13 protein-coding genes and 1 riboswitch are annotated in these 15882 nt (G+C 72.2%); of the genes, 3 read left to right on the top strand and 10 right to left on the bottom strand.

Annotated features, from left to right (window positions below; all coding sequences use genetic code 11):
- Window positions 1–44 precede the first annotated feature (44 nt).
- From GSF02_RS05440 to GSF02_RS05415, 6 genes are all read right to left on the bottom strand, one after another.
- Window positions 45–506, bottom strand: coding sequence for a hypothetical protein (locus GSF02_RS05440; protein WP_159793553.1), 462 nt, complete (start codon window positions 504–506; stop codon window positions 45–47).
- A gap of 37 nt (window positions 507–543) precedes the next feature.
- A complete protein-coding gene (locus tag GSF02_RS05435) occupies window positions 544–1410 on the bottom strand; it encodes an alpha/beta fold hydrolase (protein ID WP_159793551.1) in 867 nt (288 codons plus the stop codon).
- Window positions 1411–1486: 76 nt separating this feature from the next.
- Complete coding sequence (locus tag GSF02_RS18985) at window positions 1487–2104, bottom strand: HAD family hydrolase (protein WP_159793549.1); 618 nt, start codon at window positions 2102–2104, stop codon at window positions 1487–1489.
- Window positions 2105–2131: 27 nt separating this feature from the next.
- Complete coding sequence (locus GSF02_RS18545) at window positions 2132–2488, bottom strand: hypothetical protein (protein ID WP_201308809.1); 357 nt, start codon at window positions 2486–2488, stop codon at window positions 2132–2134.
- Window positions 2485–2991: a heme-degrading domain-containing protein gene (locus GSF02_RS05420; RefSeq protein WP_159793547.1), complete on the bottom strand. Its 507-nt coding sequence runs from the start codon at window positions 2989–2991 to the stop codon at window positions 2485–2487. Before GSF02_RS05420 ends, GSF02_RS18545 begins: the two co-directional genes overlap by 4 nt.
- Before the next feature lie 97 nt (window positions 2992–3088).
- The gene (locus GSF02_RS05415) at window positions 3089–3526 is read right to left on the bottom strand and encodes a hypothetical protein (RefSeq protein WP_159793545.1); all 438 of its coding nucleotides are present in this window, start codon (window positions 3524–3526) and stop codon (window positions 3089–3091) included.
- A 59-nt stretch (window positions 3527–3585) separates the two neighbouring features.
- Window positions 3586–3702, bottom strand: a riboswitch (SAM riboswitch).
- A gap of 827 nt (window positions 3703–4529) precedes the next feature.
- Between GSF02_RS05415 and GSF02_RS05410 the strand changes: the two genes are divergently transcribed.
- Window positions 4530–5438, top strand: coding sequence for a PmeII family type II restriction endonuclease (locus GSF02_RS05410; RefSeq protein WP_159793543.1), 909 nt, complete (start codon window positions 4530–4532; stop codon window positions 5436–5438).
- A 54-nt stretch (window positions 5439–5492) separates the two neighbouring features.
- Here GSF02_RS05410 and GSF02_RS05405 read toward each other — a convergent pair whose 3' ends face one another.
- A complete protein-coding gene (locus tag GSF02_RS05405; RefSeq protein WP_201308808.1) occupies window positions 5493–6764 on the bottom strand; it encodes a DNA cytosine methyltransferase in 1272 nt (423 codons plus the stop codon).
- Between the two features lie 317 nt (window positions 6765–7081).
- A complete protein-coding gene (locus tag GSF02_RS05400; protein ID WP_201308807.1) occupies window positions 7082–9088 on the bottom strand; it encodes a glycoside hydrolase family 3 protein in 2007 nt (668 codons plus the stop codon).
- A gap of 268 nt (window positions 9089–9356) precedes the next feature.
- Here GSF02_RS05400 and GSF02_RS05395 point away from each other — a divergent pair, with 268 nt between their 5' ends.
- A complete protein-coding gene (locus GSF02_RS05395; RefSeq protein ID WP_159793539.1) occupies window positions 9357–10610 on the top strand; it encodes an MFS transporter in 1254 nt (417 codons plus the stop codon).
- A 104-nt stretch (window positions 10611–10714) separates the two neighbouring features.
- Complete coding sequence (locus tag GSF02_RS05390; protein ID WP_235915384.1) at window positions 10715–11134, top strand: YchJ family protein; 420 nt, start codon at window positions 10715–10717, stop codon at window positions 11132–11134.
- A 64-nt stretch (window positions 11135–11198) separates the two neighbouring features.
- Here the strand turns inward: GSF02_RS05390 and GSF02_RS05385 are convergent, their stop codons facing one another.
- Together GSF02_RS05385 and GSF02_RS05380 are read right to left on the bottom strand one after the other, a co-directional pair.
- Complete coding sequence (locus GSF02_RS05385) at window positions 11199–11906, bottom strand: GntR family transcriptional regulator (protein WP_201308806.1); 708 nt, start codon at window positions 11904–11906, stop codon at window positions 11199–11201.
- Between the two features lie 128 nt (window positions 11907–12034).
- Window positions 12035–15754 carry a TM0106 family RecB-like putative nuclease gene (locus GSF02_RS05380; RefSeq protein ID WP_159793535.1) on the bottom strand — a complete coding sequence of 1240 codons (3720 nt, stop codon included), beginning with the start codon at window positions 15752–15754 and terminating at the stop codon, window positions 12035–12037.
- Window positions 15755–15882 lie beyond the last annotated feature (128 nt).

Raw genomic sequence — 15882 nt, 5'->3', positions numbered from 1 at the left:
AGTTGACGCTGCGTCAACCGCAAGGGGGTTTGGCGGGCGGGTTCTCAGAGCCCCGCGGGCGGCACGGAGCGCCAGCCGGGCAGCACCCGGTCGAGGGCCTGGCCGAGCTCGATGGACTCGCCGTCCTTGCCGCCCGCGCCGAGCACGAGCGGGGGCCGCTGCGGGCGGGGGTGCACGCCGCGCAGACGGTCGACGACGGACAGCGGCGCCGTCAGGACGTAGAACTCCGCGTCGGTGCTGACGGCCGCGGTGCGGTCGACCCGCAGGTACCAGCCCCGCAGCGGCGTGCGGGCCTCGCCGCGGCCGCCGTACCCGCGCACCCGCAGCGGCTCCGGCTCCAGGCCCACCCGGCGCGCGACGTCGACGAACGCCTCGAGCATGGCCTCGGCGTGCGCGTGCTCGGCGTCCTGCTTGGCCCGTAGCCGGTCCGCCTTGACCTGCGCCGCCTCGGTGCGTCGCTGCGCCCAGTCGTCATCGCGTGCCCGCTCGCTGCTCTGCTCGCCCACCGCCCCAGTGTCCCAGCGCCCGGCGGTGCGCGTGCGGTCAGCCCTGCAGCACCTCGCGCAGCCGCTTGGCGAACGGCTCGGGCTGGCCCGTCTGGCCGTACTCGCCGCCGAGGAACCCGTCGTGGCCGCCGGGGAACTCGAGCGGCTCGGTCCCGAGCCGCTCGGCGAGGGCGATCGTGGCGCGGCCGGTCATGATGTTCCGCGACTCCTCGCCGTAGGCCGGCACCACGACCGTCGGGGCGGCGCGCACCGCCTGGAGGTCGGGCTCCCACTCGGGGTACGTGCGCATGTTGACGCCCATGAGCCCGTCGTCCCGCGAGCCGTCGTCCTCGGTGGGCAGGCCGAACATCGCCGGGCCGGGCGCCGGCATCTCCACGACCTCGGGCGTGTACTCGCCCTCGTGGCTGACGATCGCGATGAAGTGCGCCATGCCGTGGCCGAACCCCTGCGCCATGTAGATCTCGTGGTTGCGGCGCATGGCCGCGGCGGCCGCCTCGCGGTCGGGCAGCACCGCGGGCAGCGGCGGCTCGTGCGCCACCAGCGTGGCGATGTCGTCCGGGTGCGCGGCCACCCAGGCGAGGGCGTCGACGGCGCCGCCGCTGGAGGCGAAGACGTCGACCGGACCACCGCCCACCTCCGCCACCAGGCGGTGCAGGTCGTCGGCACGGGTCTCCGGGGTGACCGGGTCGTCCGAGGTGCGCGTGCTGCGCTCGACGCCGCGCGGGTCGTAGGTGACCACGCGTCGGTCGTCGAAGTGGCCGGCCAGCGTGGTGAACCCCGCCGCGGCCATCGGCGACCCGACCAGCACCAGGGTGCGCTCCGTGCTGGGGGCCGCCGGCTCGCGCACGTCGTAGGTCAGGACCGCACCGGGGACCTCGAGGGTGCGGGTGGTGGGCTCGGGCATCGTCGTCCTCCGTCGTCGGGCGCGCCTCGTCAGGAAAGGCTGTGTCAGCAGGGAGGACGGGGGCCGGGCGTGAAACTCATCGGTGGCCCGTCCGGTCGAACGCTGCCAGGACGTCGTCGAGCACCGACGTCGCATCCCACCGGTACGCCGCCCACCCCGCGGCTCGCGCCGCCGCGACGTTCGCCTCGGAGTCGTCGACGAGGCAGTGCCGCGCGGGCCGCAGCCCGGTCCTGCCCTCCACCGCCGCGTAGAAGGCCGGGTCGGTCTTGCGGTGGCCCAGGTCGGCGGCGTAGTGGATGGCCGTGAAGTGGTGCCGCAGGCCCAGGGTGTGCCACAGGTACCGCGCGCGATGGTGCTCCTGGACCGTGGCGAGGTGGGCGTCGTAGCCCGCCTCTCGCGCGGCGGCGAGGTCGTCGAGCAGCCGGGTGTCGAGCATCGCGTCGCGCGCGAACCAGTAGTCGACGAGCTCCCTCGACGGGACCGTGGCAGACAGCTGCGTGAGGGCGTCGTCCAGGCGCTCGAACAGGTCCGCCCGGCCGGCGAGGACGTCGTCGAAGTGCGCCCGGAAGAACACCCGGTCCAGGTCCTCGGGGCGGATGCCGAGGTCGGCCTCCAGGTCCGCGTGCCACGTGCGGCCGCCAGAGCGGCGCACCACCACGCCGTCGACGTCGACCATCAGCGCGCGAGCGGCCACGGCGGCACCCTAACCAGGACGGTCGCCTCACCGGTCGTCGCGCTCGCGCCCCGGCTCGGGCTGGGCGGGCGGCTCAGGGTCCGGCTCGGGCAGCGACCGCAGCAGGCCGAGCACCTTCTCGGCGGGCACCTCGCACGGACGCAGCACCGGGCCCGACGACGTCAGCCAGACGTTCGCGCCGAAGGCGTCCGCGCCGCCGAGCTGCTCGGCCTCCAGCGTCACGGTGCGGCCGTCGCCGCGCGGCACGCGGCTGACCGCCCACGGCCGGCCGGCGATCTCGAACCGCGTCCAGCCCTCCGGCACGCGGGCGAGCAGCCGCCCGAGCTCGTCGGGGTCGGTCTCGTCGGGGCCGGTCGCGCCCGCGCCCGCCACCGCCGTCGTCATCCCTTGTAGGCGTGCAGGGCCTCGACGACGAGCGCGTGGTCGTCCTGCTGCGCCAGGCCGGAGACGGTGACGACGCCGACGATGCCCACGCCGTCGACCCGGATCGGGAACGCGCCGCCGTGCGCCACGTACTCGGTGAACGGCAGGCCGTGCTTGTGGTTGAAGTCCTGGCCCTTGGCGCGCGCCTTGAGGCCCTGGAGGTACGACGACGTGCCGAACCGGTAGACGGTGCGGACCTTGCGGTCCACCCAGGTGTCGTTGTCGGGCGTGGTGCCCTCGCGCGCGGCGTGGAACACCTGCTGGGTGCCCTTGCGCACGTCGATCGTCACGGCGTGGTTGCGCTCGGCCGCGAGCTCGACCAGCAGGCAGCCGAGGCGCCACGCGTCGTCGTGCGTGAAGCGCTGCAGCACCAGGTCGCGCTCCTCGGCCTCGACCTGGGCGATCACCGTCTGAATGTCGGTCTCGTCGATGTCGGCGGAAGCGTGCGAGCGGGTGGTCGTCATGGGTCCAGGGTGGCACGGCGTCCGCGTGCGCGGCGGGCGGGCGGGCGGCGGGGCATTTCTGCGTGCCGCCGGCCACCCGTTCCGTCACTCCGCGGCGTTACTCCGCGGCGGGCGGACGGCCGGGCCAGCGGGGACCGGGCCAGCGGGGACCGGGCCGGCCCGAGCCGGGGTTGCGCAGACTACGCCGGCGGTCGTCCTGCCGCCCGGGACCGGGTCGGCGCGCGATCCCCTGGCCGTCCTGCGCCAGCCGCGGCACCAGGTAGAAGCCGTCCGGCGTCTCCGGGTCGTACAGCACGACGGCGTTGAGCTCCTCGAGGTTGCGCAGCCACGAGCCCAACCGCCCGAGGTCGACCTCGCGCAGCTCCTCGCCGGCCCGGCGTCGGGCCTCCATGCGCAGCATCATGAGGTGGTAGCTGTGCCGGTGCTCCGGTTCCACGTGCAACCAGGGCAGCACGGCGTCGCGGGCCTCGTCTCGGTGCGTCGCGTTTCGGGGCGTGTCGTCCCGGGGCGCGTCGTTCTCGGCGGACCGAGTCATGGGTACCTCCCACGTCTGGAGGAGCCTCGCCGTGCCCGGACGGGTCGAGGGCGAAAGCTGCCTCGCGCTTCCCGCGGCGGTTGCCGGCGGGCCGGTCTTCCTCCTGGGGCACCGTGCGCGAGGGGCGCGGTTGCCGGACCAGCACGCGGAGGGCGTATCGCTGATCGCTCGTGACCTGGTTGAAACCATAGCGTAGGGCGCCGACGTGTCGGGCACCGTCATCCCCACCGGGCGGTTGCTCTGTGCGGATCCGTAGCGACCGGGCGACGCCCTGCAAAGCCTAACTCAGTGACACTCCGACACCTTCGCACCGCCACCGCCCCGAGTACGTCGTCGGCGCTCCCAGTCCGTCGCTGAGCACGACTGCACTCGCCCTGCACGCTGACGCCTATTACCCCTCAGACACGTGCGCGTGCGCATTACTCCAACGCGACAGAACCCTCCGCAACGATCCTCCAGTGAGCATCCAGAGGGTGTCGACCCGCAGGACTAATGTCGCGCCACCGCGGAGCGGGGCCGACGAGCAGGGAAGATCTCAAGGATCTGAAGCATGGCGCCGTACACGCGCGCTCTGCCTCGCGCCCCTCCGCCGATCAGGAATGGCCCGACCAGCTCCGCGACGTACATAGAGCGTTGTGGACAGGATCCTCGGGCCCGGCGCCAGCTCGCGCCGCCGCACCGCGCTCACCCCTTCAGACCGGAGCTCGCGAGTGACGCGCCGCCGGCTACACCTGCACTGTTAGGACGACGTGGAACACACGGGGCCGATCGGCGCACTCCACAAGCCGCCCGGAGGCCGTTGCCGACTGTGGAGCATCCCGCTCGGGATCTTCGACTCGCTGGCCCTAGGCGTGGCCACGACGCATTCCACCAGGAAGCCGCCGCCAACCCCACCAGGGAACCGCAGAACGATAGTCCTCTAGAGCATCTCGTGAGGGCACCGGCATGGCCGTGTACACCGAGCCGAGCCTAGATGCACCGCGCCCATGAGAGCATTCCCGATGTGAGTGAGACAGTCATCGAGCAGCCCTCCCACCCCCTGGACGACAGCCAAAGCACCGAAGTCGCCGCACCCCCCGCCTCACCTGAAGAGGTCGAGCTTGTCGAGCGCACCGTCGTCGCGCGAAACGTCCTTACGGACAACATGCCTGATGAAAAGTTCGAGGGCATGGTCAATGTGACCCTCGAACTTATCGAGCGCCGGTTTAGGAAGATGCAGGAACTTGTCGACGTCTCATCGAGCGATGTAAACATCAACCCGTTCCTCATGCTCGCAATGGCGCCCGCCTACAACCTGTACTCTCCGTTTGAAGTCGCTGAATACACTCAGAACGCCAAGATGTTTCACGGCGACGCAACCGCCTTCGGCAAGTACGTGGAGAAGCACATCTTCGAGCTTTTTGGCGTAAAGGAGCCACCCGAGAAGCGACAGCTCAAGTCTGAGTGGAGCCCCATCGATGCTGAGATCACCGTTGAAGGTGAACGTTACCTAACCACGTGGAAGTCCGGCCCATGGACCATGAACCAGTCCCACGCGAACGAAATGATCCAACGCTTCCCGAATATCCACAAGGCCACGGGCTGCAACATCATCCTAGGAATCTTTTACGGAAAGCACGATAGCCTCAATAACAAGCCTGCCCTGGTCGCCCGGGAGACCGGCGAGTACTTTCACGTCCTCGTTGGGAAAGATCTCTGGGAATTCGTCACCGGGGTGCGCAATGCTCACATGGAGGTCTACCGGGCAATCCGGGAAGCCCAGAGCCGCTTCGCCATCGCACACGGCGGAAAGACATTCTTCGAACACTTCATCGAGGCGCGGCTGAAGCTCTCGCAATCCTTCCGGGACGAATTTGAGCTTATGGGCACCGAAGACGATATGTGGGAGATGATTTTCCGCAAGGCATTCTGAGCCAGGCGCGGGGGGGCAGAGCGGAAATTCTTCTCAGCCCTGCCCCCCATTCGCTTAGGGGGCCGACGCTCCAGCTACATCTGCTCGCACAACCGCCTTCCCGTCCTTCCACCACTGCCGCGTTCGCACATGCGACTGGAGGTAAACGCGGCGACTCGGGGGCACTTCGGAACCCGTCGCCACAGCGCCCGACAACGCGCGAGTCAAATGCTGCGCCACCACCTCGCCTGCAACCACACCAAGTCGCACAGGAACCGCGTTTCCCACCTGCTTCATCTGCTCGGCAGGGGCACCGCAGAAAGTCCACCCATCGGGGAACTCTTGAACCCGTGAAAACTCCCCTACGGACAGGACGCGCGTCTCTTCTGGGTGGCACATGCTCGTGCTTGAGTGGTTGGGAAGTGTTGTAACCGTTGGGCACGGCAAGTCCCACGATAGGCGGCGCCACCAGCCAGATCGCCCGCCCTTAGCATAGAACGCCTTGCCCATCGACGCTTTCGCCTCGGACTCTGGTAGCGCCCGCCAGTTCCCACCCGTCGGCACCATCGAGAGATAGTACTTCTTCCGCGGTGAGAAATCGACGAGCACCGGGTTCTCTTCGGTGAAGCCCTTGATTGCATCGCCGAGCGTCGCATAGGGTTTGAGGCCACTTCCAGAAGGCCCATGCGTAGGCTTCGGAAAGTCGACCACATCACCGAAACGGTTACCAATAAACAGAACCCGCTCTCGGAGTTGCGGCGCTCCATAGTTGACGGCATTTACTTCGTACACATCGACGCGGTATGCGCCGTTGTTAATCTTGCCTAGATCGTCAATCCAGGCGGCCACCGCCGAACCAGGCTGCTCTTCCTCGGACAGCGGAGGGCCGCCCTTGTCAGGGCGCAACGCAATCGGTCGGTGACGCAACGCACCGGACAAGAGCCCCCGGACGTTCTCCATGAGGAAGTACTTCGGTTGTAGCGCCTCGACAAACTTGAGATAGTCCCAAATCAGGAGACCACGAGGATCCTGGATCGTTCCTCGGCGACCTGCTGTGCTCCAGCTCTGGCATGGTGGTCCGCCTACAAGAAGATCGAGATCGCCCGGCTTCAGGTGAAGCTCGTCCATTAACGCGTAGGGGTCGAGTTGAGAAATGTCAGCTTGAATGATCGCCGTCCGATCTGATCCGAACCGGCCAGCGTCGCGATTCTCCACTAGCGTTTCGCAAAATCGCTGCTCAATCTCTACGCACGCCAGCAATTCAAACCTGCCGGTGCGGTCCAGGCCGACATCTAGGCCACCAGCCCCGGAGAAAAGCGATAGAGCTGTAAAGCGATCGTTCGGCATGCGGCTCATTGTATGCGCTCCACCCATGGCCCGATTCCCAACACGTGCCTGCAGGCTACGCCTGGGCACCGACAACGCGGCCTGTGCCATAAGGATCGGGTCCGGCAACGTGTGACTTGACTCACGGGCAAGCAGTAGCGCAACTGAAGCGTCGGCTTGATGGCACTGCCAACGACGACTCGCGCGCCCACGTAGGGGTTACGGCTTTTGGCGTGCCCGTCCTGACGCCGACGTCCGGTCGCCGTCCGCGTTGCTGATACCACTCGGCATCGCGTGGGGTGGAGGTCGCTTATCGACGCATGCCCCTGGAGGCTGGTCTACCGCCGCTCGCTCGAGTAGCTCAGCCCGAACCCGCGCTCGAACAGCGGGTTCCTGGTGTCGTCCGGCACGTCCCCGAGCTGCTCCTCCACCTCGGCCATGCTCGACGGCAGCTCGAACGGCAGCGTCCCGCCCGGCCGCTCCTTGCCCAGGATCGTGCGCAGCAGCACGTCGTCGGACACCCCGTAGTTGGCGAGCACGGCGTCGGAGTGCTCCAGCACGTTGCCGAGGATCAGCGGCCGCGACAGCTGCGGCGACGCCACCGTCGTCGTGCCCGCCTCGTGCGCCGCGACGAGCGCCTGGTAGTCCGGCTCGTCACCCGTGAAGTCGAGGCCGGTGAGGTCGTCCCCGCCGCGCGGGTCGGCCAGCCGCACGACGGCGAGGTCGGCGTCGGCCGGGTCCTGCACGACCCGCAGGCCGAGCGCCTCCGCGGCCTCGGGCGCCACGCCGTACAGGTACACCGCCAGCCCGTGCCGGCCCACCTTCACCGGCAGCGTGCGGTCGTCGTTCTGCAGCAGCGTCAGCGAGCGCGCCTGCATCGCCTCGCCGAGGCGGTGGTGCGGCTCCGCGCCCACGACCCGGTCGGCGGCGGCCGGGTCCACGTACGGGTCCTCGAACAGCCCGAGCTCGAACTTCTGCGCCAGCACGCGCCGCGCGGCGTCATCCACCCGGTCCTCGCTGAGCAGCCCCTGCTTCACCGCCTGGACGATGTACTCCGGGTGGTCGTCGCCGCCCACGATGTCGACGCCGGCGTTGATGGTGCTGGCGAACCGCTCCGCCCGGGTCAGGTCCTCCACGCCCCACGGCATGCCCACGCCCCACGGGCCGATGAACGACGCCGGCGGCCGGTTCTCCTGGCACGCCTGCGGGCAGTCGCCGGTGATGCCCCAGTCGCTGGTGATCACGCCGTCGAACCCGTACCGGCCGCGCAGCATGCCCTGCAGCAGCTGCTCGTTGTGCCCGGCGCCCACCTGCTCGAGCGGCTCCCCGTCGAGCCGCAGGTCCTTGAGGATCGAGTAGGTCGGCATGACGCCGGCCGCGTTCGTGCGGAACGCGGCCTCGAACGGCACCAGGTGCTCGGCGAAGTTGCCGCCCGGGAACGCCGCGAACCGACCGTAGTAGTAGTGGCTGTCGTAGCCGTTGACCTGCGCGCCGTAGCCCGCGAAGTGCTTGACCACGGTGACGACGCCGTCGCGCGCCACGCCGTCGTCGTCGCCCTGCAGGCCCTCGACGTACGCGGCGACGTGCCGCGCGGCGAGCCGGCCCGTGGAGCCGAAGGTGCCGTTGATGCGCGTCCAGCGCGGCTCGGTCGCGATGTCCGCCTGGGGTGACAGCGCCTCGTGGATGCCGACGGCGCGGTACTCGCGGCGGATCACGTCGCCCATCTGCTCGGTCAGCCGCGGGGAGTCGATCGCGCCGACGCCGATCGCGTCCGGGAACGCGGTGAAGTCGCCGTTGGAGACGGTCTGGCCCTCGGTGACCGTGAAGCCGTTGCGCGGGTCGGTGCTGATCATCAGCGGGATGCCGAACGGCTGGCCCTCGGCGGCGGCCTGCAGGTCGTTGTGCTCGGCGGCGAGCTCGGCCGCGCCGGCGCTCAGCCGCGAGATGTAGGTGGTGACGTGCTGGTCGAGCAGCGCCCCGAACGCGGCGCGGTCGTAGGTGCCCGAGCCGGTGAGGCTGCCGTGGATCAGCTGGCCGGCCTTCTCCTCCAGGCTGAGGCGCCCCACCAGGTCCGCCGCGCGCTCCTGGGGGCTGAGGCGCCAGTCCTCGTACGGCGTCAGGCGGCCGTTGCGGTCCAGGTCGCGGAACCGGGCGCCGTCGACCCGCAGCACGGGCGCGGACCGGCTCTCGAGCTCCGGCTGGTGGCGGCCGTGACCGTGGGCAGGCACCGCGACCGCCCCGAGCCCGAGCGCCGAGGGCGCCGCCACCGCGAGCGTCGCGGCCATCGCCGCGCACGCCGCCCCCGCCGTCACTGCCCGCACCGCACGCGTCGACCTCGTCGTCATCGCGAACACTCCCTCGTGTCGTCGGCGTCGGGTCGACCGTAAGAACGCGATCCGGGCGTTCGCACCTCGGACCGCTCCTTGGGCCGCGGCGCGGCAATCCGCTTGCCGGTGCGTCGCAGCCGCCCCCTAGAATCGTTTCGACCGATCGCCCGCGGATCGCGGGCCGGTCGCCCCGGCCGACCGATCCGTCGCCCGACGCGGACGACCCCGCCCGCACCGCGCCCGCGCGTCGTCGCACCACCAGTCCCCACCGCCGTCGGAGGCCCCCATGAGCACGCCCACCGCACCGCGCCCGTTCGTGCCCGTGGTGGACGAGCGGCGCGCCACCGTGATCCTCGTGGCGATGGCGGTCTCCACCTTCCTGTTCGTGCTGGTGGAGAGCCTGCCCAGCGGCCTGTTGACCCTCATGGCGCCCGACCTGGGCCGCTCGACGTCCCAGATCGGCCTGCTGGTCACCGGCTACGCGTTCGTCGTGCTCGTCGCGTCCGTGCCGCTGGCGCAGTGGACCAGGCGGGTGCCGCGCCGGTGGGTGCTCTCGGCCTGCGTGGGGGTCGCCGCGCTGGCCACCCTGTGGGCCGCGTTCGCGCCCAGCTACGAGCAGATCATGGCCGCCCGCCTCATCACCGCCCTGGCCCAGGCGCTGTTCTGGGTCGCCGTGATCCCCGCGACCACCGGCCTGTTCCGCCCCCGCGTGCGTGGCCGGGTGATGGCGCGGCTCGCCGTGGGCAACTCGCTCGCGCCGGTGATCGGCGTGCCCGCCGGCACGTGGCTCGGCCAGCAGGCCGGGTGGCGCACCACCTTCTGGGCCGTGGCCGCGCTCTCGGCGGTCATCTTCGTGATCGTCATCGTGATGTTCCCGATGGTGCGCCCGGAGGAGGGCGGCGCCTCGCGCGCCCCGTTCCCCAACCGGCGGCGGTTCTGGCCGCAGCTGGTCACCACGGCGCTGGTGGTCACCGGCTCCTTCGGCCTCATCACCTTCGTCACCCAGCTCATGCAGGACGTCGCGGGCTACCAGCAGGCCGACATCTCCTGGCTCCTGCTGGTGCAGGGCGGCGCCGGCGTGCTGGGCGCGCTGCTCGTGGCGCGGTTCCTCGACCGGCACTCCACCCAGGTGCTCATCACCGGCCTGACGGTCATCGCGCTCGCCCTGCTGATGCTGTCCGCCTTCGGCGAGAACAAGGTCGGGGCAGTGGTGTGCCTGGCGCTGTTCGGCTTCGCGTTCTCCACCATCCCGCCCACGCTGTCCCACCGGATCATGCTGGTCTCCCCCGGCTCCACGGACATGGGCATGGCGATGTCGTCGTCGACGTTCAACCTCGGCATCGCCAGCGGCTCCGGCCTCGGCGCGGCGCTGACGGCGAGCGTCGGGGTCCAGGCGGTGCCGGTCGTCGGCGCCGGACTGGTGGTGCTCGCGCTGGTGAGCACGCTGATCGAGGAGCGGGTCAACCCGCCGCTGCCGCACCACGCGCCCGAGGTCGACGCGACCCTGGGCACCGAGCCGGCCGCGCTGGCCACCGACTGACCGCCGAGATTCGGATTCCCGGGGGGTATCGGCCTCTGCGTCACCCCGAAGATCCGGGTCTCGGCGATCACGGTGCCGCGGCGCGGCGCGCGAGACTAGGGGCCGTGGCCCTCACCATCGCGGACTCCGACCGCTGCCCCTGCCTGTCCGGCGACACCTACGGCGCCTGCTGCGGCCCGATCCACCGCGGCGAGCGCCTCGCCCCCACAGCCGAGGCGCTGATGCGCTCCCGCTACAGCGCGTTCGCGGTCGGCGACGCCGCGTGGCTGCTCGCCTCGTGGCACCCGCGCACCCGGCCGGCCACCGTGGACCTCGACGACGACGTCGCCTGGCGCCGCCTCGACGTGCTGGCCACCCGCGGCGGCGGCCCGTTCGACGACCAGGGCGAGGTCGAGTTCGCCGCGTTCTGGCGCGACGGCGCCTCCGGCGAGCGCGGCCGGCTGCACGAGGTCAGCCGGTTCGTGCGTGAGCCCGCCGGCCCGGGCGGGCGCTGGCTGTACGTCGACGGCGACACGCAGCCCTGAGGCGGCGGCCGGCCCGCGCGACGCGTTGCCGGCGCGTCGGTCCGCGGCCGCCGCGGCCGGCGCGTCAGCCCGCGGCCGGCGCCTCGGCCTGGGCGCGCCGCGAGACACCCTCGAGGTGGCGCGCCATCGCCGCGACCGCCCCCGCCCGGTCGTCGGCCCGGAACGCGGCCAGGACCTGCGCGTGCTCGCGCAGCGCGTCGGCGGAGTCGGTGAGGCCCACGTCCATGCTCTGGCGCATCCGGTGGACGTTGACCCCGAGGATCGAGGCCATCTGCTCGATGAAGCGGTTGCCGCACCGCCGGATGATCGCCTCGTGGAACGCCCAGTCGGCGCGGAAGTACTCGAGGATGTGCTGCTGGGTCATCTCCCCGGTCGGCGCTTCGCGGTCCAGCCCGTAGCGCTCGATCACGGCCCGGTGCTCCGCGTGCGCCGCCTCCAGGCGCTCGACGAGCCCGTCGGCGCCGACCGCGCGCTCGACGGCGGCGAGCTCGATCACCTCGCGGGCGTCGACGAGCTCGGCCATCTGGGCGGCGGTGAGCGGCGCCGTCACGGTGTACCCCCGCAGCGCGGCCCGGACGACCAGCCCGGTGTGCTCGAGCTCCACCAGCGCCTCGCGCACGGGGGTCGGGGACACCCCGAGCTCGCGCGCCAGGGAGTCGATGCTGAGCGACTGTCCCGGCGTGAGCTGCTGCGTCATGAGCATCTCGAGCAGGGCGTCGTGCACGTCGTCCCGCAGGATCTTGCGCGTGAGCGGGACCGTCTTCGTCGACATGGTCGCCATCCGTCCGAGTTTCCGACCGTACCCAAAGATCCTATAGGAAAATGGATGGACGGTTTCACCCGATCGGAGCGCGGACGTCGGATCCGTCGGTGCGGGGCGCCAGGCGCCCGCTGGGCCGGTCAGCCGCCCCGCACGCCGCCGTCGAGCAGCCCGCAGAAGGCGCCGAGCTCGAGCAGCCGCTCCGGGCTGGTCGGCAGGTGTGCCGCGAGCGTGGGCGAGTGCACCACGTACGCGCACCACTGCCCGCGCGAGACCGCCACGTTGAGCCGGTTGCGGTTGAGCAGGAACTCGACGCCGCGCGGCACGTCCTCGGCCGACGACGCCGTCATCGACACGATCACCACCGGCGCCTCCTGCCCCTGGAACTTGTCCACGGTGCCGACCCGCACGTCGTCGTACCCCGCCGCCTCCAGCGCCCGCCGCACCGTGGCGACCTGCGCGTTGTACGGGGCGACGACCAGGACGTCGTCCTGCCCGAGCGGCCGCTCGCGGCGGCCCGGGTCGCGCTCGCCCGGGTCGGTCCAGGTGCGCCCGAGGTGGGACCGCACCAGGTCGACGACGGCGTCCGCCTCGGCCGGCGAGAACGTCGCGTCGCCGGGGTGCCACACCTCCACCGGGTGCACGCCGGGCGCGACGCCCTCCAGCGACCGGTCCTTGGTGGCCGGCGCGCTGTGCAGGCGCCGCTCGTAGCTGAGCGCGGACACCGCCTCGCACAGCGCGGGGTGCATGCGCCAGGAGGTGTCGAGGAACCAGCCGTGCGAGTCCGGCAGCGTCGCGTGGCCGCCCAGCAGCCAGGACAGCGCCGAGACCTCCACGTGCTCGGCGTGCGGGGCGGCGCTGACCTGCGGCAGCTGCTGCGGGTCGCCGAGGAACAGCACGCGCCGGGCGCGGCGGGCGGCGGCCAGCGTGGGCGCGAGCGAGAACTGCCCCGCCTCGTCGACCACGAGCAGGTCCAGGTCGTCGCCGCGGGCGAACAGCCACGCGGTGCCGCCCACCACGCAGCCCGTCCCGGACGCAGCGTGCTCGCCGAGGAACGCCGACGCGTCCGCGGGCTTCGCCAGCTCGCTCCACGGCCCCTCGGGCCGGCGCGTGTCCGCGCCCGAGCGGTACCGCGCCACCTGCTGGGGCCCGAGCCCCTTGCCCGCGACCGCGCGCAGGAAGTTCGCCACCGCCTCGTGCGACTGGGCCGTCACGCCCACGCGCCAGCCGTGCTCGGCCACCAGGCGGGCCACCACCCGCGACCCGGTGTAGGTCTTGCCCGTGCCGGGCGGCCCCTGCACCCCCAGGTAGGAGTCGTCGAGCGCGAGCAGCGCCTCGACGATCTCGTCCGCGGTGTCGCCGCCGTCGCGCCGGGCGTGCACCGGGGCGCCGTCGCTCGTGCGCGGCGGGCGGCGCAGCAGCACGTCCCACGCCAGGCCGCGCGGCACGTCGGGGAAGGCCGCCTCGACGTCGGCGGCGTACTCGAGCAGCACCGCCTCGAGCGGCACGGTGTTGATGCCGAGCGCGGCGGGTGCCAGCGCGTACGGCAGCTGCGCGTGCGTCGTCACGCCGTTCCTCAGGTCGGTGGCGCCGATCCGCTCCTCCACGACGACGACGTCGCGCCCGTCGTCGGCCGCCGCGACGTCGAGCACCGTGCCCTTCTGCGTCACGCCGTGCCCGCGGTCGCCGCCCTGGCTGGCGCACGGCGGCAGCGGCGGCGCGTACATCAGCCACACGTCGGTGCCGGCCCTGAGCAGGCTGCCGGGCGCGATCTGGCCCGTGACCTCGAGCAGGCGGCCGACGCCGCGGCGTCCGCCCAGGTCGCGCCAGTCCTCCACCACGCGCACCGACTGCGCGTCGCTGGCCACCACGGTGTCGCGCGTGTCGGCCCAGTCGTCCGGGTCGTTGCTGAGCCGGTCGTGGTGACCCCACCAGAACGGCTTGGCCTCCAGCTCCCAGTACAGCAGCGAGTGCGCCACCTGGGCGGCGACCTGCTGGGCGGCGGTGCGCTCGGCCGCCGGGGCGTCGCCGGCCAGGGCCAGGAGCCGGTCGGCCGCCTCCTGCACGGCGGTGCGGTGCTCCTGGCGGCGCTGCTGCTGCGGCGTCAGCACCTCGACGTCCGACGACGGCACGTCCGCGCCGCCGGGCGTGGCGCCGTCGGGCGCGGCCGCGTCGCCGGGCGCCGCATGGGCGGCGTCGTCGGCCAGGTGGCCGACATCCGGGCCGGCACCACCAGCCGCGGCGCCGCCCGCGCCCGCACCGGCGGCCGCGACCTGCCGCAGCCACGCGTGCAGCCGCAGCGTGGAGACGCAGTCGTACTCGTTGTAGTCGAGGATCGAGCGCATCGTGCGCTCGAACTCCTCAGGCTCGGACTCCCGCACGGCGCAGGCACGCCGGTACTCGACGACCGAGTCGGCGGCGTTGGTGACGCCCTCGGCGTCGCGCAGGTCGTCGCCCATGTAGAGCGGCTCGAGCTTCTTGATCGAGTACGACTCCGCCCCGACCCGCAGGCCGGCGCGCACGGTGGCGTACAGGTCCACCAGCACGCCGTCGCGCAGCAGCTGGTCCACCTCGTCCGCGCACACCCCGTGCCGGGCCGCGAGGCGCAGCAGCGCCGTCTTCTCGTAGGGCGCGTAGTGGTAGACGTGCATGCCGGGGTATCGGCGACGGCGCTCGACGACGTACGCGACGAAGTCGACCAGCGCCTGCTTCTCCTGGGTGCGGTCGTGCGCGACGAGCGCGCGGAACGGCGGCCTCGGGTTCGCCGCGGTCGGCCGCTCGACCCAGCCGAACAGGTACTCGAGCCCGTACTCGCGCCCCCACCGGTCGGCGTCCGTCCACAGCGGGTCGCCCTCGAAGTCGAAGTAGATGTCGCCCGGGTCCGGCGTCGGGAGCGCGTGGATCGGGGCGGCGTCGACCAGCTCGAACACCGGGTGCCCGGCCTCGGCCTGGCGCACCTGGATGGCGGCCTGGGCGCGCAGGTGCTCCCAGGCACCGGAGCCCATCACCAGGCCGGCCGGCAGCTCCTTCGGCGCGGCGGCGAGGTCGTGCACCGTGGTGATGCCGACCTGCCGCAGCCGCGCCCGCTGCGCGGTGGTCAGGTGCGCGACGAGCAGCACGTCGTCGGCCGCCCGGACCTGCGGCTCGCAGACGGCGCAGCGCCCGCAGGCGGTGTAGCGCCCGTCGCCCCACGCGACCGGGACGTCGCCGGCGCGGTGGGCGTCGAGGATGGCCTCGAGCCGTGCCCGGCGGCGCCGGTAGACCGGGGCGAGGTCGTCGAGCGCGAACCGCTCGGTACGGCCCGTGCCGAGCATGAGGCCGACCTGGTCGGCGACGCGCACGCCGGCCTCGCGCAGGCGCTCGGCGTAGGCGGTGACCTGCAGCAGCGCGGTCACGCGGGCGGTGCGGGCCAGCTTGGAGTCGAGGACGGCGAACTCGGGGCCGTCGGCGTCGCCGCCCTGGCGGACGATGAAGTCGGCGTACCCGCCGAACCGCCCGTCGAACAGGTAGCCCTGGGCGACGACGTCGACGCCTCCGCGCAGCGCGGCCAGCGTCAGCGCGTCGCGGTCGCGGTGCTCGACGGCCGACCGGCTGCCGCCCAGGTGCGCCACCTCGACGACGCCGCCGCGGCCGCCCGGCTCCCAGCGGCCGTAGGACTCGACGTAGCCGGCGAGGATGTCGGCCTCCTGCTGGGCGCCGAGCGCACCGGCGGCCGCCAGCAGCCCGTCGCCGTCGTCGGGCACGGGCTCGCCGCGGCCGAGCAGCACGTCGAGGCGGCGCAGCAGCGCGTACTCGCACTCCGCGGCGTGGGCCAGGTCCGTCGCGCTGTAGACCAGCGTGCCGTCGTCGAGCAGCTGCACCGACCACCTCCTCGCCCCACAGCATGCCCGCCACCGCCCACAACGGCCCAACCCACCCGCCGTCGGACCGGCGGCCGCCTCGCGCGCCGGCCCCGCTCCGCCACGCCGGCTCGCTCCGCCACGCCGGC

The sequence above is a fragment of the Puerhibacterium puerhi genome (genome assembly GCF_009846865.1).
In the GTDB taxonomy this organism is placed as follows: Bacteria; Actinomycetota; Actinomycetes; order Actinomycetales; family Cellulomonadaceae; genus Puerhibacterium; species Puerhibacterium puerhi.
The sequence above is the reverse complement of the archived record's forward strand: the minus strand, read 5'-3'. Positions and strand labels throughout refer to the sequence as shown.

Coding starts and splice junctions, on each gene's coding strand:
- GSF02_RS05385 (WP_201308806.1), bottom strand. CDS start 11,906: ATGTCGACGAAGACGGTCCCGCTCACGCGCAAGATCCTGCGGGACGAC.
- GSF02_RS05400 (WP_201308807.1), bottom strand. CDS start 9,088: ATGACGACGAGGTCGACGCGTGCGGTGCGGGCAGTGACGGCGGGGGCG.
- GSF02_RS18545 (WP_201308809.1), bottom strand. CDS start 2,488: ATGACGACGGCGGTGGCGGGCGCGGGCGCGACCGGCCCCGACGAGACC.
- GSF02_RS05420 (WP_159793547.1), bottom strand. CDS start 2,991: ATGACGACCACCCGCTCGCACGCTTCCGCCGACATCGACGAGACCGAC.
- GSF02_RS05405 (WP_201308808.1), bottom strand. CDS start 6,764: ATGCCGAACGATCGCTTTACAGCTCTATCGCTTTTCTCCGGGGCTGGT.
- GSF02_RS05395 (WP_159793539.1), top strand. CDS start 9,357: ATGAGCACGCCCACCGCACCGCGCCCGTTCGTGCCCGTGGTGGACGAG.
- GSF02_RS05415 (WP_159793545.1), bottom strand. CDS start 3,526: ATGACTCGGTCCGCCGAGAACGACGCGCCCCGGGACGACACGCCCCGA.
- GSF02_RS05435 (WP_159793551.1), bottom strand. CDS start 1,410: ATGCCCGAGCCCACCACCCGCACCCTCGAGGTCCCCGGTGCGGTCCTG.